The sequence below is a fragment of the Leptotrichia sp. SK-5 genome (assembly GCF_055387215.1).
In genome coordinates this window covers 217,245-241,526 of sequence record NZ_AP028931.1, presented here as the reverse complement: position 1 = coordinate 241,526, position 24,282 = coordinate 217,245, and the positions used below count along the sequence as shown (strand labels likewise).

General features: G+C 31.0%; 24 protein-coding genes. 2 read left to right on the top strand and 22 right to left on the bottom strand.

All coding sequences use genetic code 11. The features are described from left to right. Nucleotides 1–8: 8 nt before the first annotated feature. From rpsJ to ACZ5B9_RS01140, 7 genes are all read right to left on the bottom strand, one after another. A complete protein-coding gene (gene rpsJ, locus ACZ5B9_RS01170) occupies nucleotides 9–314 on the bottom strand; it encodes a 30S ribosomal protein S10 (protein ID WP_012806349.1) in 306 nt (101 codons plus the stop codon). Between the two features lie 193 nt (nucleotides 315–507). Further along, nucleotides 508–1,692, bottom strand: coding sequence for an elongation factor Tu (gene tuf / locus ACZ5B9_RS01165; RefSeq protein WP_464423032.1), 1,185 nt, complete (start codon nucleotides 1,690–1,692; stop codon nucleotides 508–510). Nucleotides 1,693–1,766: 74 nt separating this feature from the next. Then, entirely contained in the window at nucleotides 1,767–3,851 is a 2,085-nt protein-coding gene (fusA, locus tag ACZ5B9_RS01160; RefSeq protein ID WP_314293482.1) for an elongation factor G, read from the bottom strand. A gap of 157 nt (nucleotides 3,852–4,008) precedes the next feature. Further along, nucleotides 4,009–4,479, bottom strand: a complete 471-nt coding sequence (gene rpsG, locus ACZ5B9_RS01155) for a 30S ribosomal protein S7 (protein WP_314293480.1) — start codon at nucleotides 4,477–4,479, stop codon at nucleotides 4,009–4,011. Nucleotides 4,480–4,511: 32 nt separating this feature from the next. Next, nucleotides 4,512–4,880, bottom strand: coding sequence for a 30S ribosomal protein S12 (gene rpsL / locus ACZ5B9_RS01150; protein WP_006806098.1), 369 nt, complete (start codon nucleotides 4,878–4,880; stop codon nucleotides 4,512–4,514). A 352-nt stretch (nucleotides 4,881–5,232) separates the two neighbouring features. Continuing rightward, nucleotides 5,233–6,696: an ATP-binding protein gene (locus ACZ5B9_RS01145; RefSeq protein WP_464423031.1), complete on the bottom strand. Its 1,464-nt coding sequence runs from the start codon at nucleotides 6,694–6,696 to the stop codon at nucleotides 5,233–5,235. Nucleotides 6,697–6,819: 123 nt separating this feature from the next. Further along, nucleotides 6,820–7,533 carry an N-acetylmuramoyl-L-alanine amidase family protein gene (locus tag ACZ5B9_RS01140; protein WP_464423030.1) on the bottom strand — a complete coding sequence of 238 codons (714 nt, stop codon included), beginning with the start codon at nucleotides 7,531–7,533 and terminating at the stop codon, nucleotides 6,820–6,822. Between the two features lie 259 nt (nucleotides 7,534–7,792). Here ACZ5B9_RS01140 and ACZ5B9_RS01135 point away from each other — a divergent pair, with 259 nt between their 5' ends. Both ACZ5B9_RS01135 and ACZ5B9_RS01130 read left to right on the top strand, forming a co-directional pair. Beyond that, complete coding sequence (locus ACZ5B9_RS01135) at nucleotides 7,793–9,268, top strand: carbon starvation CstA family protein (RefSeq protein ID WP_464423029.1); 1,476 nt, start codon at nucleotides 7,793–7,795, stop codon at nucleotides 9,266–9,268. A gap of 146 nt (nucleotides 9,269–9,414) precedes the next feature. Continuing rightward, nucleotides 9,415–9,966 (top strand): phosphatase PAP2 family protein, encoded by a 552-nt coding sequence (locus tag ACZ5B9_RS01130; protein ID WP_464423028.1) that lies wholly within the window; start codon nucleotides 9,415–9,417, stop codon nucleotides 9,964–9,966. Here ACZ5B9_RS01130 and ACZ5B9_RS01125 read toward each other — a convergent pair. The 15 genes from ACZ5B9_RS01125 to murB form a co-directional block, all read right to left on the bottom strand. Then, entirely contained in the window at nucleotides 9,935–11,404 is a 1,470-nt protein-coding gene (locus tag ACZ5B9_RS01125; RefSeq protein ID WP_464423027.1) for a tetratricopeptide repeat protein, read from the bottom strand. The two genes, ACZ5B9_RS01130 and ACZ5B9_RS01125, sit on opposite strands and share 32 nt — an antisense overlap. Before the next feature lie 62 nt (nucleotides 11,405–11,466). After that, on the bottom strand, nucleotides 11,467–12,090 hold the full coding sequence (gene fic, locus ACZ5B9_RS01120; protein ID WP_464423026.1) for a protein adenylyltransferase Fic: 624 nt from the start codon (nucleotides 12,088–12,090) through the stop codon (nucleotides 11,467–11,469). 29 nt (nucleotides 12,091–12,119) lie between these two features. Beyond that, nucleotides 12,120–13,022 carry a regulator gene (locus ACZ5B9_RS01115; protein ID WP_464423025.1) on the bottom strand — a complete coding sequence of 301 codons (903 nt, stop codon included), beginning with the start codon at nucleotides 13,020–13,022 and terminating at the stop codon, nucleotides 12,120–12,122. Between the two features lie 85 nt (nucleotides 13,023–13,107). Continuing rightward, entirely contained in the window at nucleotides 13,108–15,039 is a 1,932-nt protein-coding gene (locus ACZ5B9_RS01110) for an ABC-F family ATP-binding cassette domain-containing protein (RefSeq protein ID WP_464423024.1), read from the bottom strand. 589 nt (nucleotides 15,040–15,628) lie between these two features. Beyond that, nucleotides 15,629–16,594, bottom strand: a complete 966-nt coding sequence (locus tag ACZ5B9_RS01105) for a transposase (protein WP_464423023.1) — start codon at nucleotides 16,592–16,594, stop codon at nucleotides 15,629–15,631. A 54-nt stretch (nucleotides 16,595–16,648) separates the two neighbouring features. Further along, the gene (locus tag ACZ5B9_RS01100) at nucleotides 16,649–18,058 is read right to left on the bottom strand and encodes an MFS transporter (protein WP_464423022.1); all 1,410 of its coding nucleotides are present in this window, start codon (nucleotides 18,056–18,058) and stop codon (nucleotides 16,649–16,651) included. A gap of 79 nt (nucleotides 18,059–18,137) precedes the next feature. Continuing rightward, the gene (crcB, locus tag ACZ5B9_RS01095; RefSeq protein WP_464423021.1) at nucleotides 18,138–18,497 is read right to left on the bottom strand and encodes a fluoride efflux transporter CrcB; all 360 of its coding nucleotides are present in this window, start codon (nucleotides 18,495–18,497) and stop codon (nucleotides 18,138–18,140) included. Between the two features lie 120 nt (nucleotides 18,498–18,617). After that, nucleotides 18,618–19,196 carry a DUF937 domain-containing protein gene (locus ACZ5B9_RS01090; RefSeq protein ID WP_464423020.1) on the bottom strand — a complete coding sequence of 193 codons (579 nt, stop codon included), beginning with the start codon at nucleotides 19,194–19,196 and terminating at the stop codon, nucleotides 18,618–18,620. Nucleotides 19,197–19,226: 30 nt separating this feature from the next. Continuing rightward, nucleotides 19,227–19,883 carry a lipoprotein gene (locus tag ACZ5B9_RS01085; RefSeq protein ID WP_464423019.1) on the bottom strand — a complete coding sequence of 219 codons (657 nt, stop codon included), beginning with the start codon at nucleotides 19,881–19,883 and terminating at the stop codon, nucleotides 19,227–19,229. A gap of 226 nt (nucleotides 19,884–20,109) precedes the next feature. Beyond that, a complete protein-coding gene (gene rpsR, locus ACZ5B9_RS01080; protein WP_006806119.1) occupies nucleotides 20,110–20,349 on the bottom strand; it encodes a 30S ribosomal protein S18 in 240 nt (79 codons plus the stop codon). A 57-nt stretch (nucleotides 20,350–20,406) separates the two neighbouring features. Continuing rightward, the gene (locus tag ACZ5B9_RS01075) at nucleotides 20,407–20,826 is read right to left on the bottom strand and encodes a single-stranded DNA-binding protein (RefSeq protein ID WP_464423017.1); all 420 of its coding nucleotides are present in this window, start codon (nucleotides 20,824–20,826) and stop codon (nucleotides 20,407–20,409) included. Nucleotides 20,827–20,929: 103 nt separating this feature from the next. Further along, nucleotides 20,930–21,214 carry a 30S ribosomal protein S6 gene (gene rpsF / locus ACZ5B9_RS01070; protein WP_036071314.1) on the bottom strand — a complete coding sequence of 95 codons (285 nt, stop codon included), beginning with the start codon at nucleotides 21,212–21,214 and terminating at the stop codon, nucleotides 20,930–20,932. Nucleotides 21,215–21,436: 222 nt separating this feature from the next. Further along, nucleotides 21,437–22,558 carry a cell division protein FtsZ gene (ftsZ, locus tag ACZ5B9_RS01065; RefSeq protein ID WP_464423015.1) on the bottom strand — a complete coding sequence of 374 codons (1,122 nt, stop codon included), beginning with the start codon at nucleotides 22,556–22,558 and terminating at the stop codon, nucleotides 21,437–21,439. Between the two features lie 60 nt (nucleotides 22,559–22,618). Beyond that, complete coding sequence (locus tag ACZ5B9_RS01060; protein WP_464423014.1) at nucleotides 22,619–23,287, bottom strand: cell division protein FtsQ/DivIB; 669 nt, start codon at nucleotides 23,285–23,287, stop codon at nucleotides 22,619–22,621. 104 nt (nucleotides 23,288–23,391) lie between these two features. After that, nucleotides 23,392–24,246 carry a UDP-N-acetylmuramate dehydrogenase gene (gene murB, locus ACZ5B9_RS01055; protein WP_464423013.1) on the bottom strand — a complete coding sequence of 285 codons (855 nt, stop codon included), beginning with the start codon at nucleotides 24,244–24,246 and terminating at the stop codon, nucleotides 23,392–23,394. Nucleotides 24,247–24,282 lie beyond the last annotated feature (36 nt).

Below are 24,282 nucleotides of genomic sequence, written 5' to 3'. Positions count from 1 at the left end.
ACTAAGCCTTATGATTGCTTAATTTCAACTCCCACACCTGATGGTAAGTTTAATGATGCTAATGCATTTACGATTTGTTGATTTGAATTTTTGATTTCTACAAATCTTCTGTGAATTCTCATTTCAAATTGTTCTCTTGAATCTTTATTTACGTGAACTGATCTTAAAACTGTATATTTTTTAGTTTTTGTAGGTAATGGAAGTGGTCCTGCTAATTCTGAACCATTTTTCTTAGCTACTTCTGCAATTTTTTTAGCAGATTGATCCAACAGTTTGTGATCATAAGATTGTAAATATATTCTTATTTTATCCAAAGTATTTCCTCCTGTTTTATTTTTTCTCTTTGTTTTAGCAATTAGAGAAATTAGATTATAAAACCTAATTTCTCTTTTTATTCAGCATTTGCGAACTATTTTCTATTACATTTCTAAATATTATAACAAATATTTTCATTATCTGCAATATTTATTTTTATTTTATTTCTTAAAGAAAGTCCTTTAAAGAAAACTATTTAGTAATAGTTGCTACTACTCCTGAAGCTACTGTTCTTCCACCTTCTCTTATCGCAAATCTTAATCCTTCTTCCATTGCGATTGGGTGAATCAATTCCACTGTCATTTCAATGTTGTCTCCAGGCATTACCATTTCTACTCCTTCTGGTAAGTTTACTTCTCCTGTAATGTCTGTCGTTCTGAAGTAAAATTGTGGTTTGTATCCTGTGAAGAATGGTGTATGTCTTCCTCCTTCATCTTTTGTCAATACGTATACTTCTGACTTGAATCCTGTATGTGGATTGATTGTTCCTGGTTTAGCAAGTACTTGTCCTCTTTCCACTTCTTCTTTCTTAGTTCCTCTTAATAATGCTCCTATATTATCTCCAGCTTGTCCTGAATCTAATAATTTTCTGAACATTTCTACTCCTGTTACAGTAGTTTTTGTTGTTGGCTTGATTCCTACGATTTCTACTTCTTCACCAACTTTGATTACTCCTCTTTCTACTCTTCCTGTTACAACTGTTCCTCTTCCTGTGATTGTGAACACATCTTCAATTGGCATTAGGAATGCTTGGTCTACTGGTCTTTCTGGTGTTGGAATGTAGTCATCAACCGCATCCATTAATTCCATGATTCTGTCTACCCATTGAGCTTCTCCATTTAATGCTCCTAATGAAGATCCTTTGATTACTGGTACATCGTCTCCAGGGAATCCGTATTCTGCAAGTAATTCTCTTACTTCCATTTCTACTAGTTCTAATAATTCTTCGTCATCTACCATGTCAACTTTGTTCAAGTAAACTACGATGTAAGGTACTCCAACCTGTCTTGCAAGTAGGATATGCTCTCTTGTTTGAGGCATAGGACCGTCAGCTGCTGATACTACTAAGATAGCACCATCCATTTGAGCCGCTCCTGTAATCATATTTTTTACGTAGTCCGCATGCCCTGGACAGTCAACGTGGGCATAGTGTCTTTTTTCTGTTTCATACTCAATGTGAGCTGTGTTGATTGTAATCCCTCTTTCTCTTTCTTCAGGCGCTTGGTCAATGTTTTCAAAGTCAACTTTTTCAGCTAGCCCTTTTTCAGCCAATACTTTTGAAATTGCTGCTGTTGTTGTTGTTTTCCCGTGGTCAACGTGACCTATTGTTCCTACGTTTACGTGTGGTTTGCTTCTCTCGAATTTAGCTTTTGCCATTGTTATAATTCCTCCGTTATTTTTAGTTTTTTTAAGTTCTCTAATTATTTTTCTAAATTTCTTTTAAATTTTTATTATTTTCCTTGTCTTTCATCAATTACTTGTTGAGCAATATTTTTTGGAACTTCTACATATTTTTCAAATTCCATTGAGTAAGATGCTCTTCCTTGTGTTTTCGATCTCAAGTCAGTTGCGTATCCAAACATTTGTGATAAAGGTACTTCTGCGTTAATAATTTTTGCATTATTTCTGTCAGTCATCCCTGAAACTTGTCCACGTCTTGAGTTCAAATCTCCAATTACGTCTCCCATGTATTCTTCTGGAGTAGTAACTTCTACTTTAAAGATTGGTTCCAATAATACTGGATTAGCGGCTCTAAGTCCTTTTTTAACTGCCATTGAACCTGCTATTTTAAATGCCATTTCTGATGAATCGACTTCATGGTAAGATCCATCATACAATGTAACTTTTATATCTTGAACAGGGTATCCTGCAACAACCCCTGCTTCTAAAGCTTCTTGAATTCCTTTATCTACTGCTGGGATATATTCTCTTGGAATAGCTCCTCCAGTAATTTCATTAACAAATTCGTAACCTTTTCCGTGATTAGCTTCAACTTTCATCTTAACATGTCCGTATTGTCCACGTCCTCCAGATTGTTTTGCATATTTTTCTTCAACATCTGTTGCCCCATTGATTGTTTCTCTATAAGCAACTTGCGGTTTACCAACATTTGCTTCCACTTTGAATTCACGTTTCATTCTATCTACGATGATTTCCAAGTGCAATTCTCCCATTCCTGAAATCAATGTTTGTCCAGTTTCCTGGTTAGTTGACACTTTAAATGTAGGATCTTCTTCTGCAAGTTTTGCAAGAGCTGTTCCCATTTTTTCCTGATCGGCTTTAGTTTTTGGTTCAACTGCAATTTGGATAACTGTATCAGGGAATTCCATTTTTTCTAAGATAATCGGAGCATTTTCAGCACTCAATGTATCTCCTGTTGTAGTATCTTTTAGTCCAACTGCCGCAGCTATATCTCCAGAGTAAACTACATCAAGTTCTTCTCTCTTATTAGCGTGCATTTGAAGTAATCTTCCCATTCTTTCTTTTTTACCTTTAGTTGAGTTTAATACATAAGATCCTTTTTCTAGTACTCCTGAATAAACTCTAAAGAACGATAATCTTCCAACAAATGGATCTGTAATGATTTTAAACGCCAATGCTGAGAATGGAGCATCATCTCCCATTTCTCTTTGAATAGGCTCTTCAGTTTTAGGGTCAGTTCCATTAATTTTTCCACCGTTAATATCTAGTGGTGATGGCATGTAGGCAACTACTGCATCAAGTAATGGTTGAATCCCTTTATTTTTAAACGCTGTTCCACACAATACAGGTACAACAGTTCCTTCGATTGTTGCAGCTCTTAATGCTTTTTTGATTTCTTCTTCAGAGATTTCTTCTCCTCCAAAGTATTTTTCCATCAATTCATCATCAGTTTCAACTACAGATTCAATCATGTGTTCTCTTGCTGCTTGAGCATCATCTAACAACTCTGCCCTAATATCAACAACTTCATAATCTGCTCCCATAGTTTCATCTTTAAACAAATATTCTTTCATTGTTACTAAGTCGATAATTCCTTCAAAATTATCTTCTGCACCAATTGGCAATTGGATTGGTACACCATTTCCACCTAATTTTTCTTTGATGTCGTTTACACACATGTTAAAGTCTGCTCCGACTCTATCCATTTTGTTAAAGAAAGCCATTCTTGGTACGTTATATTTGTCAGCTTGTCTCCAAACTGTTTCTGATTGAGGTTGCACTCCGTCAACTGCTGAGAATACTGCAACCGCCCCATCTAATACTCTTAGTGATCTTTCTACCTCAACTGTAAAGTCAACGTGGCCTGGTGTATCTATTATATTAATTCTATGTCCATTCCAGAATGCTGTTGTCGCAGCTGATGTAATTGTGATTCCTCTTTCTTGTTCTTGTTCCATATAGTCCATCGTAGCAGCTCCTTCGTGAACTTCTCCGATTTTATGGTTTACTCCTGTATAAAATAAAATTCTTTCAGTCGTAGTTGTTTTTCCGGCGTCTATATGTGCCATGATACCAATGTTTCTAGTATCTTTTAAAGCAACTTTTCTTGCCATTTAATTTTTCCTCCTTGTTTTTGTAAGCTACTTCTTTATCTATGAAGTATATTTAAAATTTGAAATGATATTTTTATAAATCCAATTCTGAAAAAATGAATTTTGTAAAAATACAAACATTTTTGAATGCTTAATAATCTTTTTTAAACAAATAAAATTACCATTTGTAATGTGCGAACGCTCTATTTGCTTCAGCCATTTTATATGTATCTTCTTTTTTCTTAATTGATCCACCTTCATTGTTAGCAGCTGCAATTAATTCTTTTTTCAATTTGTTTACCATTCCGTATTCTTTTCTTTCTCTCGTATATCTAACTAACCATCTGATTGCTAGAGTTTGTTGTCTTTCTTTTCTTACTTCAACTGGTACTTGGTAAGTTGCCCCTCCAATTCTTCTAGATCTTACTTCTAATTGAGGTCTTACATTTTCCATTGCTCTTCTGAATACTTCAATTCCTTCTTCTTGAGTTTCTTCAGTTATTTGTTTCAATGCTGAATAAAAAATATGCTCAGCTAATGATTTTTTTCCATCTTTCATTAATCCGTTAATGAATTTAGTTACTACTTTATCGTTAAATTGAGAATCTGGTAATACATCTCTTCTTTCCGCTCTTCTTCTTCTTGACACTTAATTGTCCTCCTTACTTTTTTAAAAATTAATTACCCTTTTTTAGCTCCGTATCTTGATCTACCTTGTTTTCTGTTTACAACTCCTGCTGTATCCAATGCTCCTCTGATTATTTTATATCTAACCCCCGGCAAATCTTTTGTTCTTCCCCCTCTTAAAAGAACGATACTATGTTCTTGCAAGTTGTGTCCGATTCCTGGAATATAAGCAGTAACTTCGATTCCATTTACTAATTTAACCCTTGCTACCTTTCTTAAGGCTGAGTTAGGTTTTTTAGGTGTAGTTGTATATACTCTTACACAAACCCCTCTTTTTTGTGGATTACCTTTCAATGCAGGTGATTTTTTCTTTTTCTCAGTTGTACTTCTACCAAATCTTACTAATTGATTAATAGTAGGCATCTGTTTTCCTCCTCTCAAATTTCTTTGATTTATATATTTATTCTCGCGTTATATTTCAAAACTAAAACTTTTTATAAAGCTCATTTCTTCAATCTACATTTGATAAAGCTGCATTTGACAAAGTTTTAATTATTTTTGCTTTTCTTGCAAATTTACTTTATCAAACATAACTGCATACTTATTTTAAGTATGTCGATTTACTCTAAAATTCACTTCAAAACATATTATTTTATAAATAATATATTTTTTTAAAATTTAGTTATGAGTTCTAACCTAACTATTTTATACTATAAAAGCCCTTTTGTCAAGGGCTATAAAAGATTTTTTATTCAATAATTTTTCAAAGAAGTTTTTATTTTAAAAAATATTTTAAATTTTCTTCCTGAATTTCCCATTTTCCATTCTGGCTTGTTCCTTCATACTTTAAAATATTCTTTTGCTTAAATTTTTTCATGTAATATTTTACTTTATTTACTGTCCAGTTTAGATTATCAGCTATCTGTTTTTGAGACATTTCAGGATTATTTATTATTGTGTTTATTATAGTTTTATCTGTTTCTGTAAGATTTTTTACATCTAATTTTTCTTTTTTGGAAATATCTTGGGTAGTGTTGATTCTATTTTGGGTACTACCTTGGGTACTTTGGGTAGTATTATAGTTTTTTCTGTAAATATTAACTCTAAAATCATTTTCAAAAATGATAAATTCAGGCTCTTGCAATCCATATTCCCTTATTTCATTCATAATTCTAGGAATACCGCTTCCCCATTTCTCAATAATATTTACATAAGCAAAAACTGAGGCGATTGCACGGTTACGAAGTTTGGAATACCCCTCTTTCATTCTTTTTACATTTACCCCTGAAAGCAGCATTCCTGGTGAAGTAATTTCTAACCTGTTATCATAAAGTGCAACTTGAATATCGTTTGGCTCAAGATAGCTTCGATGAATTACAGCATTTGCAATTACCTCTCTTATTGATTTAGGCGGGATTTCATATTTATCAACTCTGTAAATTCCAACAATATCTGAAGCCAAATTTATTTTTTCAAGCACATATTGGTATGCTTTTTCCAGTTGCATAATAATTGAGCCTTCAAATTCCTTCTTATCAACAAATATGCTTCTAGTTTCTCCTTTAAACACACCACATTGTATCTTTCGCAAAACTTCCCAATTTTCCTTGCCAGATAATAAAATATAGGCATTTGTCGGAAAAATTCTGCCATTTTTTTCTTCCAGAACTTTCCAGCTTAACAAAGTATTTCTAGTAATTTTTCTTATTTCTGTATCATTTTGAGAATTTTTCCTTGCCAATTTCTCCAGCCATTCACAAAACTTTTCAATTTCTTCATCGCTAACACTTTCTCCATGGCAAACTTGCTGATCAAAATATTTATTTTCCCCTTCTAAAACTAATTCCTTCAAAACATAATCTTCTTCGATAATTCTAGTTGTAGCGCCACTTCTAATATAAGTTCCTTTCTGCATGCCTTTTGACTTCAAATAATAGGGTTTTTTCTTACCTCCTTCAATTTCCACAAGAACAACTGTCTTATTTTCCAGCGTATGCAAACTTATATCTGGCACAATCATTGGATAACAGCTATCTGATATCGCATTAATTATTCCATCCATAACTTCAAACTCATTTTCAACTCCAACAATTTCTTTATTATCTTTTACTCCAAAAACTATTTTTCCACCATTTCCATTTGCGAATGCTACAACTGTTTTTATATAGGTATTAGTTTTAGCATTTTCCTTAAATTCAATCTTTTCGCTTTCCCCTTTCAATATTTCCTCAATTAACATCTGAAGTCCCTCCTTTAATTTTTTATTTTTGTTCTATTATACAATATAAATTTATCCTTTTCAATTAAAAAAAATAAAGCACCTATTCAAATTTCTTCAAAGCACTTTATTTAAAATTTTAAATTATTTTTCTCTTAAATATTTTTCAATACCATTTACCATTCCCATTACCATTTTTTCCTGATATTCTGGTGTTGACATTTTTCTGTCTTCTTCTGGATTTGACATAAATCCAAATTCAATCAGCGTATTTGTAACTTTGGACCAGTTTGTTCCTGTTAAGTCGTCACGATAGGATACTCCACGATTTTTGGCTCCTGTCGCTTTTACGTATTCTGATAATATGTCACGTGAAAATTTGTCGCTGGATTTTTGGACACTTTTTGTATATGGATTTTTTGGTGAAGAAGTCAAAACTGAAGCTCCCTGTGTTGAGGAATTATTAATTCCATCAGCATGAAGTCTTATGTATAATGAACATCCTGCGTTGTTTGTCTTGATTGCACGTTCTTTATTACTAATATCTACATCGTTTGTTTCACGCACCATAAACACTTTATACCCTTTATTTTTTAAAGCATCTCTTAATTTTAACCCAACTTCCAGCGTAAGCTGATATTCGTATTTTTTAGTTGCCACTCCTCTTGTTCCCGATGAAACTTTTGGCTTTCTTGTAGATGAGCCTGGCGCAATTTCTTCCAAAGCTGAATTTCCTCTAACCTGATGTCCTGGATCAATACAAATTAGCTCATTATTATTCCCGGCCGCATTTAATGGAGCCACCATCATTAAACCTGCTGTCGTCACATATAACATTTTTTTTATTCCTTTTATCATTTTTCCTCCTGAAATTTTTTATTTAACACCAGTATCTCTAAAATTCTCCTTTTTAATTTTAATTTCAACATACTGTCATCATTTCAGTTTAGCACATAATTAGAAAATTAACAACAACTTTTTTTAAATTTATGTTAAATATTTTCAAAATTACACTTGTTTTTTCTAAAAATCAAGCTATTATATTATTAGTAGAATGATTTTAAAAATTTTTATATAGTAAATAAATAAATATTTAAAATTATAGGAGGTTTTTATTATGATTTCTTTTATTTTATCGATTGTCGCACTTATTTTAGGCTACGCATTTTACAGCAAGTTTGTAGAAAAAGTTTTTGGAATAGAACCTGATAGAGTGCCACCTTCAATCGAATATTACGATGGTGTAGACTATGTGGAAGTTAGCACTCCAAAAGCGTTTTTGATTCAATTTCTGAATATTGCAGGAACAGGTCCAATCTTTGGAGCTATTGCAGGGGCTTTATGGGGTCCAGCCGCATTTTTATGGATTGTCTTTGGATGTATTTTTGGAGGAGCTGTTCATGATTTTTTGATTGGTATGCTTTCGCTTAGGGATAAAGGAAGCAGTATTGGTGAACTTGTGGGACAAAATTTAGGTGTTGTTATGCAGCAGATTATGAGAGTTTTCTCAATTGTTTTGCTTCTTTTAGTTGGAGTAGTGTTTATAAAATCACCTGCTGATATCCTTCATAATCTGATTCCAGGCGTGAGTGCCATGACTTTTACAATCGTTATCATTGCTTATTATATCTTGGCTACAATTCTTCCGCTTGATAAAATTATTGCCAAAATTTATCCAATTTTTGGTTTTGCGTTACTATTTATGGCGATTGGAATTGGAGGAATGTTAATTTATGGACAATTTACAGGAGCTTTTGCAATTCCTGAAATTACTGAAATTTTTAAAGGAAATCCACATCCTAAAGGAACTTCAATGTTTCCTTACTTATTTATTTCAATTGCCTGTGGTGCAGTAAGTGGTTTCCATGCTACTCAATCTCCAATGGTTGCACGTTGTATAAAAAACGAAACTGAAGGAAGAAAAGTATTTTATGGTGCCATGATTGCAGAAGGTGTTGTTGCATTAGTTTGGGCTGCCGCTGCAATGACAGTATTTGGTGGAATTAAAGAACTTGCTGCTGCTGGAACTCCTGCAGTTGTTGTAAATAAGGCATCCGTTCAATTACTTGGTGTATTTGGAGCATTTCTGGCTGTGCTTGGTGTTGTTGCCTGCCCAATTACGTCAGGAGATACTGCCTTCAGAGGTTCAAGATTAATTATTGCTGATATTTTCAAAATTAAGCAGGCTCCAATAAAAAATAGATTTTTAATTGCAATACCTTTATTTATTGTTGGTATTTACTTAACAACTATTGATTTTAACATTATCTGGAGATACTTCGCATGGGCAAATCAAACTTTGGCGGCAGTTTCATTATGGACTGCAACAGTATGGCTTGTTAAGAAAGAAAAACCATTCTTATTCGCATTAATTCCTTCAATGTTTATGACAATGGTTGTTACAACTTACATTATAATCGCTCCAGAAGGATTTGTAAGATTTTTCAAGAACGTTCCTGTTCACACTATTGAATTTTACGGAATATTAATCGCAAGTGTAGTTACAATTATCTGTACAGCATTGTTATTTAACTATAAACATCATTTGCATGGAAAATCTCATCACGCTGGACATTTACACATTGCAAAATAAAATAATTAAATAAACAAAAAAATACAGTCAAACAAGGTTTTATTCAGAATTCTTTGCTTGACTGTTTTATTTATTTTATTTTTCTCTTTATTTTTTAAATTTTTTCATATATAATATCCCTAAAAATAAATTATTTAGGAGAAAAAATGTTAAACTTTATACAAAATATTGATATTTTTATTATTAAGCAATTTTACAATTTTCAGCACAGCTTAAATTCTAAGTTACTAAGCAGCATATTGATATTTTTTACCAACTTAGGAAATCACGGATTAATCTGGATTACAGTGACATTATTCTTGCTTTCTATCAAAAAATATCGAAAAATCGGATATTTAGCGATAATTTCATTGATTATAAATGCAATTATTGTAAATGTAATTTTGAAAAACCTCACACATAGAGCAAGACCCTTTACAGAAATATCTGACATTATCCTTTTAATCAAAGCCCCAAAGGATTTTTCATTTCCTTCGGGACATACCTCAGCATCTTTTACAATGGTATATGTTTTTTACAAACATTTAAAAAAATATTTTCCAGCTGTGTTGATAGCAAGTATTATTATTGCTTTTTCAAGACTATACTTAACTGTACATTTTCCAAGTGATGTTTTGGCTGGATTGCTTATTGGATTGTTTGCTGGGTTTTTGGGGGAGAAAGTTTTTAATAAGAAAAATAATTTGATGAAAAGTTAGGATTTCCTAGCTTTTTTTGTATAAAATATATCAAATCTTCATCATATTCAATTTTGTAATCTTTTGTTAAAATTTTATTGTCAAGATTTTCTCCTAATTCTTCCAACAAATCTTGTACATTTTTTATTATAATTTCTTCAAGTTCAATCAAACCTGATTCATTTAATATTTTAAATGCCCATTCTTTTGATTTTTCTTCATCTTTCTCTCTATTATTATACATCATTTCTTCCATTCCAAATGCATATTTTATATCAGCTGAAGCTTCATATAATTTGTTTACTTCTTCTCTATCTTGTTTAACAAAGTTAATATTACATTCATAAAGCATTCCAAGAGCATAAATCGCTCTGGCATCTCCCATTTCTTTTCCAATTTTATACCATTTTTCAGCTTCTTTTTCGTTTTTTTCGACTGTATCTAGATATTTTCCAATTTCGTAAGCTGCCTCTTTTACTCCCAGTTCATACGCCTTTTCAAATGTTTCCTTAGTCTTTTCTCCATTTCCTTCTAGATAATACGATTTTGCAAGTGCTAAATACCCTCTTTCATTATAATTTGTCGATTCAACAAATAATTTTCGAGCATTTTTATAATCTCTTTTTTTCACAAATTCATTTCCTTGATTAATCAGTTCCGCATATTTTTTGTCTTTTTCATTTCCAAGCATAAACTCAATATTTTTAATTATTTCAAAAGTTAATCCTGTAATTTGTTTTTCGTTCAGCAATTTTTTCTGCCATTCAACAACTTTTTCTTTCCTGTTCTGTTTAAAGTACAAATTAACGAGATTATATACTATCCTAGCATCTTTTGTATCAATTGTCTTTAAATAAAGTTCTTCTGCTTTTTCATAATCTTTATTTTCTTCAGCAATTTTACCTAGTCTGATTGTTGAATTAATATCCCCTTTTTTCATTCCCTCATTATACCAATCCAACGCAAGCTGAGTATTCCCCTCTATCTCCTCAATCATCCCCAGATAATAAGCCGCTTCTTTCACTCCATCATTATATGCAAAACTAAACATACTAACTGCATTCTGTCTATCTTTTTTACAATAGTAATAAAATTTCCCCAGTTCATAATTCCCTTTTATGCTCAAGCCCGATGCTCTTTCCAATTTTTCCTTTGCCCTTTTAAAATCTCCAAAAAACATATCTTCGTATGCATAGAAAATAATTTTCTGATATTCTTCATTTCTTGCTTCATCATTTTCATGATAATTGTTTGAATAATCAATTTCAACAATATCATCTATTGAAACAACTCTATGTCCAAATCTATCCACATTATCCGTTTCCTGATCGTTTTTCTTATTTTTATTTTCTCTTTCTCTAGAAAAATTATCATATTCATCCATTTTTTTACGATTTCTAAAATTCATCATTATAAAAACTATAGCTATCCCAATTATTATTGCTATTACTATTTCCATCCCCACGCTCCTTACTCTTTTGAAACTTCTCCTGTAAACTAGCCCAATTCTAAATATTTACTTTATATGTTTAACACATCATATTTCCTCATATTTTCATATTCATAAGACTGATTAATCCCATTCATAAATACATCTCCATTCTCAATATCGACTGTCAAATTCTCCTTCAAAAGAAACTTCAATTCCAAATCATTAACTACACTTCTTTTCATCGCCGATAAATAATCATTTCTACTGATATTTTGCCAATTTACACACATTCCAAGCCTTTTTATCAACATCTGATCCAGCCAAATCCTAGTAGCTCTCCCATTTCCCTCATAAAATGGATGCATTATATTCATCTCAACATATTTTTCAATTATTTCTTCAAAAGTATTTTCAGGCATTTTAGAAACTGTCTTTAAATTATCTTCAAGATACATCGCACGACAAAACACAGTATCGCCTTTCCGAATATCATGTTCCCGTATTTTTCCTGCAGTTCCATAACATTCCTGAAACAAATATCTATGTATTTCCTTCAAGCCTTCAAAGGTTCCCACTTGAATATTTTTTAATATTCCATCGTCAAATAATTCTTTTGCCCGTTTTTTACTCAAAAATTCTTCATCATCCTGTGAAACTAATCTTTTTAAGATTTTGTCACTTTCGTTTTCCCAGCTGTATTTATTATTTGCCATTTGTTTTTCCTGCTTTCATAAAATTATTCTTATTTTTGAAAAACCATTGAATTATACAATGCCTCAAATAAAGGAAGTTTTACTACCGCTGTTGCCCTTTCAGAAAAAATTATTTCATCTTCTCTTGTTTTTATTTCTAACATTCCTCCAAAATTTCTAGAAACTTTTATTGGCTGTAGCCTATTCCACGGATAAATTGCACCATCCACAACTAATCCTTCTTTTTTTATTATTAACTTATTATTTGGCTTTTCAAAAACTTTACTAGCCTCATTTTGAAGTCTGTCAAGAGGCACAACTTTATCTCTCATAGCTCGATAAACTCTATCTCTACGCTTTCCAAGAAAATCTCTTTTACGGTAATCGGCTTTTATGTCTTCTTCTGAACGCACACCAAAAACTTCTTCCCCACCTGAATTTATAATTTCTTTGGAAACAGGGATTCTGTCAAGCAGATGATTTTTTAGAAGACTTTGTATAGTTTGTGATGGAAAAGCTATTTCAGATATTGTTCTCCAGTAATTCTTATTATTTCTATAAGCCAGGAAATCCCCTGAATATGTTGTTATTATAAAATATTCCAAAGATTTATAATCTATATCTTCATTTTCAACATTTGTAACAAAAGTATTTTCCTTCAATTCCACAGTTCTTATCCCATTAAACAATATCGTCATCAATATCGAAAAACAGCAAAATACCGAAACTATCACACCAAGCATCGCCACTTGAAAAAAAGGCATCAAAATCCCAGAAATTCCACCAATAATAACCCATTTTATTAAATTTCTATACGTAACTGTGCTAAATTTTATAAACACTTTCTGATTGTCTGAAATATCCACACAGTTTACTATTTTTTCTTCTTTCCTCACTAATTCTGATTGCTCTCTCATTCTTTCCGTTTCTACGTAGCTTTTTTCATTTTGCATAATTTTTATCCTCCTAAGTTTTTTGTATTTTTATTTAAAAATTATTTTTCATTCCTTTTAAATTTTTTCCAAATGAAATTAAATCCTATTCCAAACTCTCCAACTCCCCACTCTTCACATCCCACTCTTCCATTTTCTCCATCTCTTCTTCTTCCAGCCTGTCGAGCTTTTCCTGCACTTCCATAAGTTTTTCCATATTATTTTCTTTTCCAGCTTTTTCGTATTCAGCATTCAAGTTTTCTCTCATTTCTGTGATTTTTTCCATTTCCTTTTCCAGTTTTTCAATATCACGTTTCAATTTTGCGATTTTTCTTGACTGCTCCTTCTGCTCCTGATATGAAAGTTTTTTCTCTTCCTTCGTTTCGATGTCTGTTCCTTGAGAAGCTGATTTTGCTGTTTTTAGGCTTTCTTTGTAATCTTCGTAATTTCCTTTGAATTTTGTCAGTCCGTTTTCATCAAGGCAGTAAATTGTATTGCAAACTGTGTCTAAAAAGTGTCTGTTGTGGGAAACAACTAACATTGTTCCGTCAAAATCCTCCAAAGCGTCCTCCAGCACTTCGATGGAATAAACATCCAGATGGTTTGTCGGCTCGTCTAAAATCAAAAAGTTGGCTTTTTCCATATAAAGTTTTAGAAATGCCACACGGACTCTTTCCCCACCGCTTAGCATTCTGATTTTTTTCTGTACATCGTCGCCTGAAAATAAAAATCCACCTGCAAGTGTTCGCAAGTATTCTTCTGTTAAGTCAAGCGAATTGTTTATTTCCTGTAAAATTGTGCTTTCTTGTGAAAATTCCTGATGATTCTGATCATAATATCCGATTTTTAACCTTGTTCCAAACTCAATTTCCCCTGTATCCTTCGGCAACTTATCCAAAAGTATTTTTAGAAGTGTAGATTTTCCAATCCCATTTTTTCCAATAATTCCAACTCTTTCTCGACGGAAAAGCTCAAAATTTATATTATTCAAAACTTTTTTCCCATCAAAGCTTTTAGACAAATTTCTAACTTTTAGCACATTTTCTCCGCTCATTTTAGCCGCTTCAAATTTTAGCCTCATTCTTTGCGGATTAAATACAGGATCTTCCATTCTCTCGATTCTATCCAGTATTTTTTGCCGTCCTTTCGCCTGTCTTGCCTTTATTCCAGCCCGAAATCTGTCAATGTATTCCTCCATTTTCTTAATTTTTTCCTGCTCTTTCTCATACCGCTTGATTTCCCCCTTCAAAATCATCTCCTTTTGAAGAATAAACGATGAAAAGTTACCATCATACTTATGAAGTTTTTTATTTTCCAACTCAAATATTTTCGTACAGACATTATCCAAAAATATTCTATCATGAGAAACAAGCAAAAACGCCTTATTATACTTTTTCAAATAATCCTCAAGCCACTCAATCGAAATCAAGTCCAAATGGTTTGTCGGCTCGTCCAGAATCAGCAAGTCAGGTTCAGACAAAAGCAGTTTTGCAAGTGAAACACGTGTTCTTTCCCCACCGCTCAAATCCTGCAATAGCAAATTCTCATATTCTCCAGTAAGTTCAAGCCCTGTAAGCACCTGCTTAATCTTGTATTCAATCTCATAGCCATTTTTTGCCTCGTAAATAGAAGAAAGTTCAGCAGATTTGCTAATCAGCTTTTCCATTTCATCTTCGTTCGCTGTTCCCATAAGCATATTAACTTTCTGAATCTCGTCCCAAATTTTTCTTTCTCCCTCAAAAATAGTCATCATTTCCTCATAAATCGTATTTTTTTCATCTGAAAACTCTGTATTCTGTGACAAATACCCAATTTTTGTAGCCCCACTTTTCACAATTTCCCCAAACTCATTAAGATTATTCTCATTACCATCAATCCGCTCTTCCCCCAAAAGTATTCTGATAATCGTAGACTTCCCAGCCCCATTTACCCCTACAAGCCCAATTTTATCTCTTTCTTCAATCGTAAAATTAACATCTCTCAAAATATATTCCCCTGCAAATTGCTTATATACCTTGTTAAACTGAACTAAACTCATTAAATTTCCTTTCCTTTTCTTTTTTATTTATCAAATTATTTTTTATTTAAATTTATTTTTTAAATTATATCATTTTTGATATTTGTTTACAATGTTTATGAAATTTTTGAAATCATATAAAACTAAACCTCATTTAAACAACGAATTTTTTTAGCAAAGAATAAAAGCCTAATATTACTAAATAATTAAAACTTTTTGTCCTTAACATAGTTTCTATTTTCTAATGGGATACAGTTTTTACTATTTTTATTATGTTTTTTCTTTATTTATTTTCGCAGGATTGCTCATTGCCGCAAATCCTGCACCTATGGCTAGACTACGACTTTTATTTGCCCAACTCCGAAACTCCTCCTTCCAGTCGTCAAACAATCGTAGCTGGACAAATAAAAGCTCCGTCGGTTTACCAAAACAAAAAAATTATATTTTAATTATTTTGAAATACTAGATTTTTATCTTTTGCTAGAAAAGTTTGTAATAAATTCGTTATTTAAATGGGGTTTAGTATTAAAGCAGTTTTACTATAGTATAAAATACAACAAAAATCAAAAAAGACTCCATTCAATAAAGAACAAAGCCTTTTTTTAAAATTTCAAATTCCTAAAACTTTACAATTTCTCACAAATAAAAACGAAATATCCTCAATTATTATCTCAGATTTAGCAACAAAAATTCCAGACATTTTGTCTATTTCTTTTAAAATTATTTTCTTGTTATCAAATCTTTCAATTATCCCAAATTTTTCAGAATATGATTTCTCATACTCAAAATGCACTAATATTTTATTCTCAAAGCATTTTTTCAAAACTTCTTCTATTTTCATTTTTACAATATTTGGAAAAATTTCTTCTAAATTTATATCTTTTGTTTCTATTAAATTCATTCTATCATTAATTTCTTCAATATCAGACATTTGTAATATTGTAAATTTACAATCGCCAAAAAACAAATCTTTCTCATAAATTAAAATATGATTATCATCTTGAAAAATAATATCACCTAAAACATCGTCCAAATCATAAACTTTTATTAATTTATTTTTTTTAATTTCATCGTCTTCTACAATAATATCTTTTATAACATTTTTTCCTGCTCTTATAATTTTTACTCCGTATTTTCTTATAATTTCTTCTTCGTTTTCATCTTCTTCATCACAAAAATGAAACCAAAAAAACTCATCTGAATTTTTAATTAAATAGCCATTGTTATTCCAATCTCTGTCATAAGAAATTTGCAATCTTATTTTATTTTTTACAAAATATTCAAATAAATATTCAAAAAAATTATCTTTTCTTAAAATAAGAGTTTTTCCCTCATTAGAAAGTCTCTCTTTTATATTTTCCTTCATTAATTCTAAATACCACTTTTTTCTTCCTAATTTCTTTAATTCTTCATCTTTTAAAAATTTGTATCCTTCATACTTTCCGTAAGGGTTAATTGATGTGAAAATATGAAATTTACTATTATTTCCAATATAATTCCCAACAGAAAATCTATCTCCTAAACGTGAATACTCCAGCAACTCATCTTTCCCAATTTTTTCTAAAATCTTTTTCATAAAATTCTCCCATCATCAATCAACAAAGTTTCCAAAATAAATATTTCTCTAAATTTATTTCAATTCATCTTTATTTTCATCTGCTTTATCATCAACATTCTTTTCCTTATCTACATTTTGTTCATCAAAATCCTCGTTTTTTCCTTTATTAGAATGAATAACGTATCTTGAGCCTGAAAACATTATTTTTGAAAACATGCTTTTTATTCGGCTGCTTCCGCCAGGATACACAAATGTTTTTTCAAATGAATAAACTCTCGTTAATTCCAGCAATGAAAATAATCTTAAAATAAATCCTATAACAAAGGCAAATCTTATTGTGTAAAATTGTTCCCCAAAAATATAAATTACTCCGTTATTTATAAATTTTCCCAGTATTCCACCAAATAATCCAGCCAATATTGCTGAAAGCCCTGAAACCATCGCATAAGCTCCCACATACGCATCAGCAGGCTCGCCTGAAACTTCCATCATAAGATTCAGCAAACTTAATGTTATCGCTGTAAATCCTATTGCGTCAATTACTGCAGCTGCAAAAAGCATTGACATCTTATTGTCCTGAGTCATTGAAAAATAGGTAAGCACATAATATGTTGTAAAAAATATTCCCATTCTAAGCATTGTCTTGTTTCCGTATTTATCAGACAATTTTCCATAAACTAGATAAAGTATGCTTGACAATACCGCTGTTAGGACTCCCATTTGGGAAATAAACATTGTATTTACACCAAGCACTTTTATTCTGTAATATTCTGTCATTGGCTTTAGAAATTCCCATGTAAACAGCCATACAGAAGCAAATTTTAGATAAACGACAAAATTTTTATTTTTAAATGCTGTCTTTATGCTCACTTTTTTCATATCGCTTTCTGAATCAGGCACATAATGAAGACACATAAATATTGCTGAACCTATTGCCGAAAGCGACATTGCCGTTGTCAAGATGAGCATTGCAGTTTTCCTGTCTGGCATTGACAAGACATATCCATAAAGCAAAGTATAAACCACAGTAGACAACGATGAAAACAAATTACGTTTCCCAAAATATTTCCCTCTTTCCCTTTTATTAATAATCTTTGTCATCACAGCTGTCCAGACGTTATTTGAAAAAGGTGAAACAACAGCATAAATAAACATTACCGCAAAATAGACTTCCTGCCTTCTTATATCAAAAAAAACAGCAAAAGGCATAACACAAATAACCAGCCTTGAAACAGTCGCCGCTATCACCATCGTCCTTTTCCTGCTCCCAAGCAGAAGATTTACCCGCTTAGTAAATATCTGCAGCAAATATCCTGCTGTTGGCAATGATGATACAATTGATATAAAAAAAGAACTCATATTAAAATAAATCGCCAAGCTCAAAAGCACAAAACTCTGCATTCCCACTGAATACCCATTAAAGAACATAACCTCCAGTATCGCATATTTTTTCGTATTTTCTATTGAATGTTCCTTATCCATATTAACTCCTTCACTAAATATTCAAGTTTTTTCATACCAAAAATTAATAAAAATATTCCAATTTTTTACATTACACTTTTTATGCCGCTCTAACAATCCCTCTTCCAATAAAAACTCCCACAACCGACAGCATAACGCTCAAAACCGCATATCCCAATGCAATCCAAGTGTTCCCCTTCTCAATCAAGTTATACGTTTCCAGCGAAAATGTAGAAAATGTCGTAAATCCTCCACAAATTCCCACTCTCCAGAATAAACTCCAATTCTGTGAAACCTGCTTCCCAGCCACCACCTCAACAACAACCCCAATCAATATTGCTCCCAAAACATTTGTAACAAAAGTCTGCACGGGAAAACTCACTTTCATAGGCACAGCACTAATCAAATACCGAAGAATCGCCCCAATTCCCCCACCAATTCCAATCATCAAAAATTTCATTATTTACCATCCTTGATACTAAAAATTTATCTAAAAAACAAAAAAATTAGGCTTTTATGAGATAACTTTAAAAATAAAATAGTCCCTTTGCCTAATTAAATAAATTTATTTCACAATATTTTATTTTTTACCGCCAAAAAATTTCCCAACTAATCCCATTACATCATCCATAACATTTCCATCTTTATTTGAATCTAAAAGATTTGTAACCATACTCATAATTCCACCTTCTCCTGCGAAATTTGCCGCAAGGTTTGATGTCAAATTTCCGATTCCTTGTGCATCCAGATTATTTTCCTTTTTTTGCTGTCCCAATGCGCCCAATACAAGGGGGGCTAAAGTTTGTAATATTTTCATGCTTCCTTGAGTATCAAGCCCGCTTGATTGTGAAACGGCATTTGCTACATTTTGAGTATTATTCCCAAATAAATGTCCCAAAATTCCTGCTCCATCCTTTAAATCAGGATTTTGTAAATAATTACCCAGATTGTTTAATACTGAACCATCATGCTGATTCAATGCGTTATTCAATCCTTCCGCTTTTTCACTGCTATTTGCATTTTTATTAACTGCCGCCAATATAGCTGGTAATGCTGCCGCAACACCATTTTTAACTTCTGCACTGTTTCCTCCAACCTGTTCAGCCAGTTTTCCTAAATCCTGTCCTTGTAATAATCCTAATAATGCTTCTAAATTCATTTTCCCTCCTATATTTTATCTCTTAAATTATTATTTTTGTTTCAAATTTACTGCCACTTTATTAACTTTTTCATCCTTATTTTTAAAATTTAAATTTTGAATGCTAGTTACAGCATTTTCAGTTTCTGATTCCCTTGCATAAAATATAAATTCACTTGTTACAGAGTCAATTCTTATGCCATAAGTTATTCCATTTGTATATGTCAACAAACTTGACAATTCCTTATCTCCCAAAGTAGCTAATATTTTTGTATAAATCAATCTAGCTTCAGACTCCTTGATATTTTCGTCAGACACTTGTATCAAATTAATTACCATATTTTCAATTATCGCAAGATTAGCCCCGTCAACTTTTCCTACCTTTAAAAATATACTGGTAGCACTTATCCCACTATAATCAAGTGCATAAACAGCATCTCCCTTTGAATGTATTTTAGCATAATAGTAGTTTTTGTTTTCATACACCAATTTTTCAAAATCTCCAATGCTTATTTTATTATCCTTGGACTTTGTAGAAAAAGTTTCAATTATTTTTTCAATCGAATTATTTGAAAAAATGTTTTCTTTTGTAGTTTTATTTTGTACATTTTCTGAATTTTTCTTTTTTTCCTCATTCTCCTTTTTTCCACAACCCACCATAAAAACAAATAAAAAAAGCAAAATTACTACTCTACTTTTATTCAACATTTTACTACCGCCTAATTTTGATATACTAAAATTTCTTCAAAAATGAATTAGTAAGACTTATCTTGATAATCAATTCTTTATTTATAAGAATCCAATTTTGAAGTAATTTTATACATTATACAATATAAATCTTTATTTTTCCATATTTTTTCACAAAAAAAGACTATCTAAAAATAAGTTATCCTCATTTTAAATAGTCTTAAAAATTTATAAAAACAAAAACTTATTATTTTTCAATTTTTGTATAAGGCATTAAAGCGATTTGTCTAGCTCTTTTAATTGCTTTAGCAATTTTTCTTTGAACTTTAGCTTCTAATCCTGTTACTCTCGCTGGAGAGATTTTTCCTTTATCGTTCATAAAGTTTTTTAACAATTCAACATTTTTATAATTAATATCTTCTACTTTAAATTTAACTTTTGGACGTCTTTTTCTTCTTTTAAATTCTGTAACTGGTTTAGCTCTCATTAATTTACACCTCCTAAAACTTTTATGGCAAAAAATCATAAATTTGCCTAGCCATTATTAAAATGGAAACTCTTCATCGTCATCCATATCATCATTATCAAAATCATCATTTTGCACTGGTTTATTATTGCTATTATTAAAAGATTGTTGTTGTTGATATCCACTGTTATTTCCTAAATTTCCTGCACTCTCGACAAATTCAAAGCTGTTTACAACAACTCTTGTCATTCTTCTTTTTTCACCGTTTTGTTCATAACTACTTACGCTTAAACGACCTTGTACAAGAATTCTATTACCTTTTCTAAAATATTCAGCAATTGTTTCAGCTGTTTTTTCCCAAACAGTACAGTCAATAAACTCCACTTCATCTTTTGTTTTTTGTACAGCTAACGAAAAATTTGCAAATGCCTTTCCTCCTGAAGTAAATTTCAACTCAGGATCTCTTGTCATTCTTCCCATTAGTATTACTACGTTCATAAATTTCCCCCTAATTTTTATATTTAATTTTATAATTTAAAATAACCAAACCTCAAATTTAATTTATAAGCATTAACCCTCTTATAATTTAAGTTATTTCAAATTAGTCATTTTTAACAATCATATATTTCAAAAGTGATTCGTTAATGTTTAATTTTGCTTCAATTTCAGTAAATTGAGTTCCATCAGCTTGGAATGTTGTTAAAACATAATATCCATTTTCTTTTTTCTTAATTGGGTAAGCTAATTTTCTATCTCCCCAGATTTCTGTTTTAACTTCAGTTGCTCCACCAGCTGTCAATGTTTTTTCTACAAATGCAACTCCAGCTTGTTTTTCTTCATCTGTCAATTGTGTAGACAAAATAAACATAATTTCGTAATTTCTCATTTCTTTCTCCTTTCCTATGGCTTTTTAGCCCTACTTCCATAAATAGAGCAGGTTCTATAATTATATCAAAAAAAAATAGCAAAATCAAGTCATTTTCAACAAAATTATTTAATTAACATATTTTAAAAAAATTAATAAACAAAAATAAAACTATTTAAAATCTTTTTATTAAATAGTTTGTATTTTTATAATATTCTTAAACTTAATAAATTTATTTATGAATTACTCTTCAAAAAATGGTGGTAATACAAAATCATTTACATCTTCCATTTTTTCTTCCTCATAATTGTTTTCTTCATTTTGATAGTTATTTTCTTTATCAACTTGTTCTGTTTTGCTTTCTGCTTCCACTTTTTCTTCTGATGGTGCAAATCTAATTGTTTTTGAAGCTTGTATATCCGTTGTCAAAAATTCTTCTTCAAAATCTGTTGCGACTAAAGAGACACTTATTGTTCCTTCTAATTCAGGTTCCATAATATAACCCCATAATAAATTAGCCTTGGATTGTCCTGCTTGTTTTGAAACAGTTTCGGCGATTTCTTGTATTTCTTGTAAACCTATATCTGATCCTGCTGTAATATTTAATAATATTTTTCTTGCTCCCTCAATAGATTTTTCTAGTAATGGACTGCTTAATGCTTGAGTTGTTGCACTCTTAGCTTTTTCATCCCCATTTGCCTCTCCAAATCCTAACATTGCAATTCCTGAATTTTGCATAATAGATTTTACATCTGCAAAATCTAAATTTACAATTCCTTGCTTTGTAATTAAGTCAGAAATTCCTTTTATTCCCATTTTTAGAACTCCGTTTGCTTCCTTAAAAGCATTCATCAACGAAATATTCATTCCAGGTATTTCAAATAACCTATCATTAGGAATAGCAATTAAAGTATCCACATTTTCTTGCAAATTATCAATACCTATCGCAGCATTACTTTTTTTTAATGGTCCTTCAAAACTAAAAGGCTTTGTAACAATAGCTACAGTTAAAATTCCCATCGCTTTTGCAACTTCAGCAATAACTGGAGATGCTCCTGTACCTGTTCCTCCACCCATTCCAGCAGTTATGAACAGCATGTCTGTTCCTTCTAACACGTCTTTTATTTTTTCTTCCGATTCTTTTGCTGCAATCCTCCCTTTTTCAGGATCTGCTCCGGCTCCCATTCCACGACCCAAAAGAACTTTTATAGGTGCTTTTGATCTATCTAAATCCTGCTGATCTGTATTTATTGCTATAAAATCAACAGTTGTTATATTACTCTCTATCATATCATTTATTGCATTTCCACCAGCTCCACCTACTCCTACTACTTTCAGTTTCGCTGCATTACTAAAGTTATCCATTTTTTCTTTGCTACTTAGATTATCATAACTTATTTAAAGTAGCTTCTCCTTTCCCTTTTTTTACGATTTCACAACAATATCTATAAATCTTAAATCCATAGAAGTTACGGGTTTTTCTTTTTTTATTCTCTCGTATAGCTTGTATGCATCATTATATTTTTTTTCTGTTACTAAAGTATCTGTTATAATTTTTACATTATTAATCAGTACTATTTCATAATTTTTTTCAGATTGTCTTATTTCTGAAATCATAGCATAAAAATCTTTATTTTTTATTTTAGAAAGTATTGTCTTTATTTGAGCCAAACTTTCATCACTTGTGTACTCTATTACAGGAATATTTTTTGAAGGATCTTCCAAAATATCACCGTATATATTCAAATCTTTATCTGCTAAAAGTGTTTTATCTCCTTTTTTCACGTATGCATAAGGTTTTCTTTCTTCTAAAATTACCTCAATTTTACTTGGAAAAAGTTTTCTTACCGATACTTTTTTTACTCTCACATCGGTTTTTATAAGATTTTCAATTTCATTGGTATTTAGATACACAATATTTTTACCTTTCATATGCTCTAGCTGAGTAGCTATATCTTGTTTTAATAATTTTGATTGCCCTTCAATCAGAACTTCCTGAATTTTAAAATAATCTGTATCAATAAATCTTTTACCAAAAAACATCATTCCTGCCAATAAAAATAATAAAATTAATACTTTAACTGACTTTTTCATATTTAAAACTCCGTTTTTTCTATTATTATACACTTTTTTTTGATTTTATTCAATATATTAAATAAATTTATTTAAATTTATTTCAAAATTAAAATTATTTATCATTATTTTTTTAAAATTATTATTTCTGTTTCCAATTTTACTCCAAATTTTTCAAATACTACTTCCTTTACATGTTCAATAGCTGAAATAATATCGTTAAAAGTAGCATTGCCTAAATTTGTTACAAAATTTGGATGTTTTGGGGAAATTTCTACATCTCCAAGTCTATATCCCTTTAAACCGGCATCTGAAATTAGTTTTGCCGCAAATGTGCCTTCCGGATTTTTGAATGTGCTTCCTAAATTTGGCAAATCCAATGGATGTTTTGTTTTTCTTTGATTCCTTTTGTCCTCTGAAGCAGCCTTATCAAATCCAAAACCAAATTTAAACAAGGCAGAAACTACAATCCATTTGTTTTCTTTTATCTCGGTAGTTCTATATTTAAAATTCAAATCTGTTGTCTTAATTTTTATAATCTCTCCATCGTTCTTACAAACTTCCACTTCTTCAATGCAGTCAAAAATTTCTGTTCCATAAGCTCCACCATTCATATTTACAAGCCCACCAACAGATCCCGGAATACCAGTAATATTTTCTAGCCCTGAATAATTATTTTTTTCCATAAAATCTATCAAATCATCCAAGTCCAGCCCAGCTTCCACTCTTACCAGATTGTAGTCGCCTTTTTTTTCTTCAACTGTTATATTCTTCAATCTTTTTAATGATAAAAAACTTATATCTAAATTTCCATCATTAATAAGAGTGTTTGTCCCATTTCCTAAAAGAAAAATATTACTTCTAGTTTGCAAAATTTCCTTTAATTCTTTTTTATCATCTATGAAAATAAGCTCTTTTGCAGTTCCGCCAACTTTCATATTTGAATATTCCTTCATCTTGGCATTTTTTATTATTTCCATTTTTTATTTTATTCTCTCCCTCTTTGGATTTTATTT

Bases quoted from the DNA above. Each gene is read 5' to 3' on its own strand.
- ACZ5B9_RS01100 (WP_464423022.1), bottom strand. From the start codon at position 18,058: ATGGATAAGGAACATTCAATAGAAAATACGAAAAAATATGCGATACTG.
- rpsL (WP_006806098.1), bottom strand. From the start codon at position 4,880: ATGCCTACTATTAATCAATTAGTAAGATTTGGTAGAAGTACAACTGAG.
- ACZ5B9_RS01140 (WP_464423030.1), bottom strand. From the start codon at position 7,533: ATGATAAAAGGAATAAAAAAAATGTTATATGTGACGACAGCAGGTTTA.
- ftsZ (WP_464423015.1), bottom strand. From the start codon at position 22,558: ATGGATAACTTTAGTAATGCAGCGAAACTGAAAGTAGTAGGAGTAGGT.
- ACZ5B9_RS01075 (WP_464423017.1), bottom strand. From the start codon at position 20,826: ATGAACGTAGTAATACTAATGGGAAGAATGACAAGAGATCCTGAGTTG.
- ACZ5B9_RS01090 (WP_464423020.1), bottom strand. From the start codon at position 19,196: ATGAATTTAGAAGCATTATTAGGATTATTACAAGGACAGGATTTAGGA.
- ACZ5B9_RS01085 (WP_464423019.1), bottom strand. From the start codon at position 19,883: ATGTTGAATAAAAGTAGAGTAGTAATTTTGCTTTTTTTATTTGTTTTT.
- ACZ5B9_RS01060 (WP_464423014.1), bottom strand. From the start codon at position 23,287: ATGAAAAAGTCAGTTAAAGTATTAATTTTATTATTTTTATTGGCAGGA.
- ACZ5B9_RS01125 (WP_464423027.1), bottom strand. From the start codon at position 11,404: ATGGAAATAGTAATAGCAATAATAATTGGGATAGCTATAGTTTTTATA.
- rpsR (WP_006806119.1), bottom strand. From the start codon at position 20,349: ATGAGAGCTAAACCAGTTACAGAATTTAAAAGAAGAAAAAGACGTCCA.
- ACZ5B9_RS01135 (WP_464423029.1), top strand. From the start codon at position 7,793: ATGATTTCTTTTATTTTATCGATTGTCGCACTTATTTTAGGCTACGCA.
- ACZ5B9_RS01130 (WP_464423028.1), top strand. From the start codon at position 9,415: ATGTTAAACTTTATACAAAATATTGATATTTTTATTATTAAGCAATTT.
- tuf (WP_464423032.1), bottom strand. From the start codon at position 1,692: ATGGCAAAAGCTAAATTCGAGAGAAGCAAACCACACGTAAACGTAGGA.
- murB (WP_464423013.1), bottom strand. From the start codon at position 24,246: ATGGAAATAATAAAAAATGCCAAGATGAAGGAATATTCAAATATGAAA.
- ACZ5B9_RS01145 (WP_464423031.1), bottom strand. From the start codon at position 6,696: ATGTTAATTGAGGAAATATTGAAAGGGGAAAGCGAAAAGATTGAATTT.
- ACZ5B9_RS01115 (WP_464423025.1), bottom strand. From the start codon at position 13,022: ATGCAAAATGAAAAAAGCTACGTAGAAACGGAAAGAATGAGAGAGCAA.
- rpsF (WP_036071314.1), bottom strand. From the start codon at position 21,214: ATGAGAAATTACGAAATTATGTTTATTTTGTCTACACAATTGACAGAT.
- fic (WP_464423026.1), bottom strand. From the start codon at position 12,090: ATGGCAAATAATAAATACAGCTGGGAAAACGAAAGTGACAAAATCTTA.
- ACZ5B9_RS01105 (WP_464423023.1), bottom strand. From the start codon at position 16,594: ATGAAAAAGATTTTAGAAAAAATTGGGAAAGATGAGTTGCTGGAGTAT.
- ACZ5B9_RS01110 (WP_464423024.1), bottom strand. From the start codon at position 15,039: ATGAGTTTAGTTCAGTTTAACAAGGTATATAAGCAATTTGCAGGGGAA.
- crcB (WP_464423021.1), bottom strand. From the start codon at position 18,497: ATGAAATTTTTGATGATTGGAATTGGTGGGGGAATTGGGGCGATTCTT.
- fusA (WP_314293482.1), bottom strand. From the start codon at position 3,851: ATGGCAAGAAAAGTTGCTTTAAAAGATACTAGAAACATTGGTATCATG.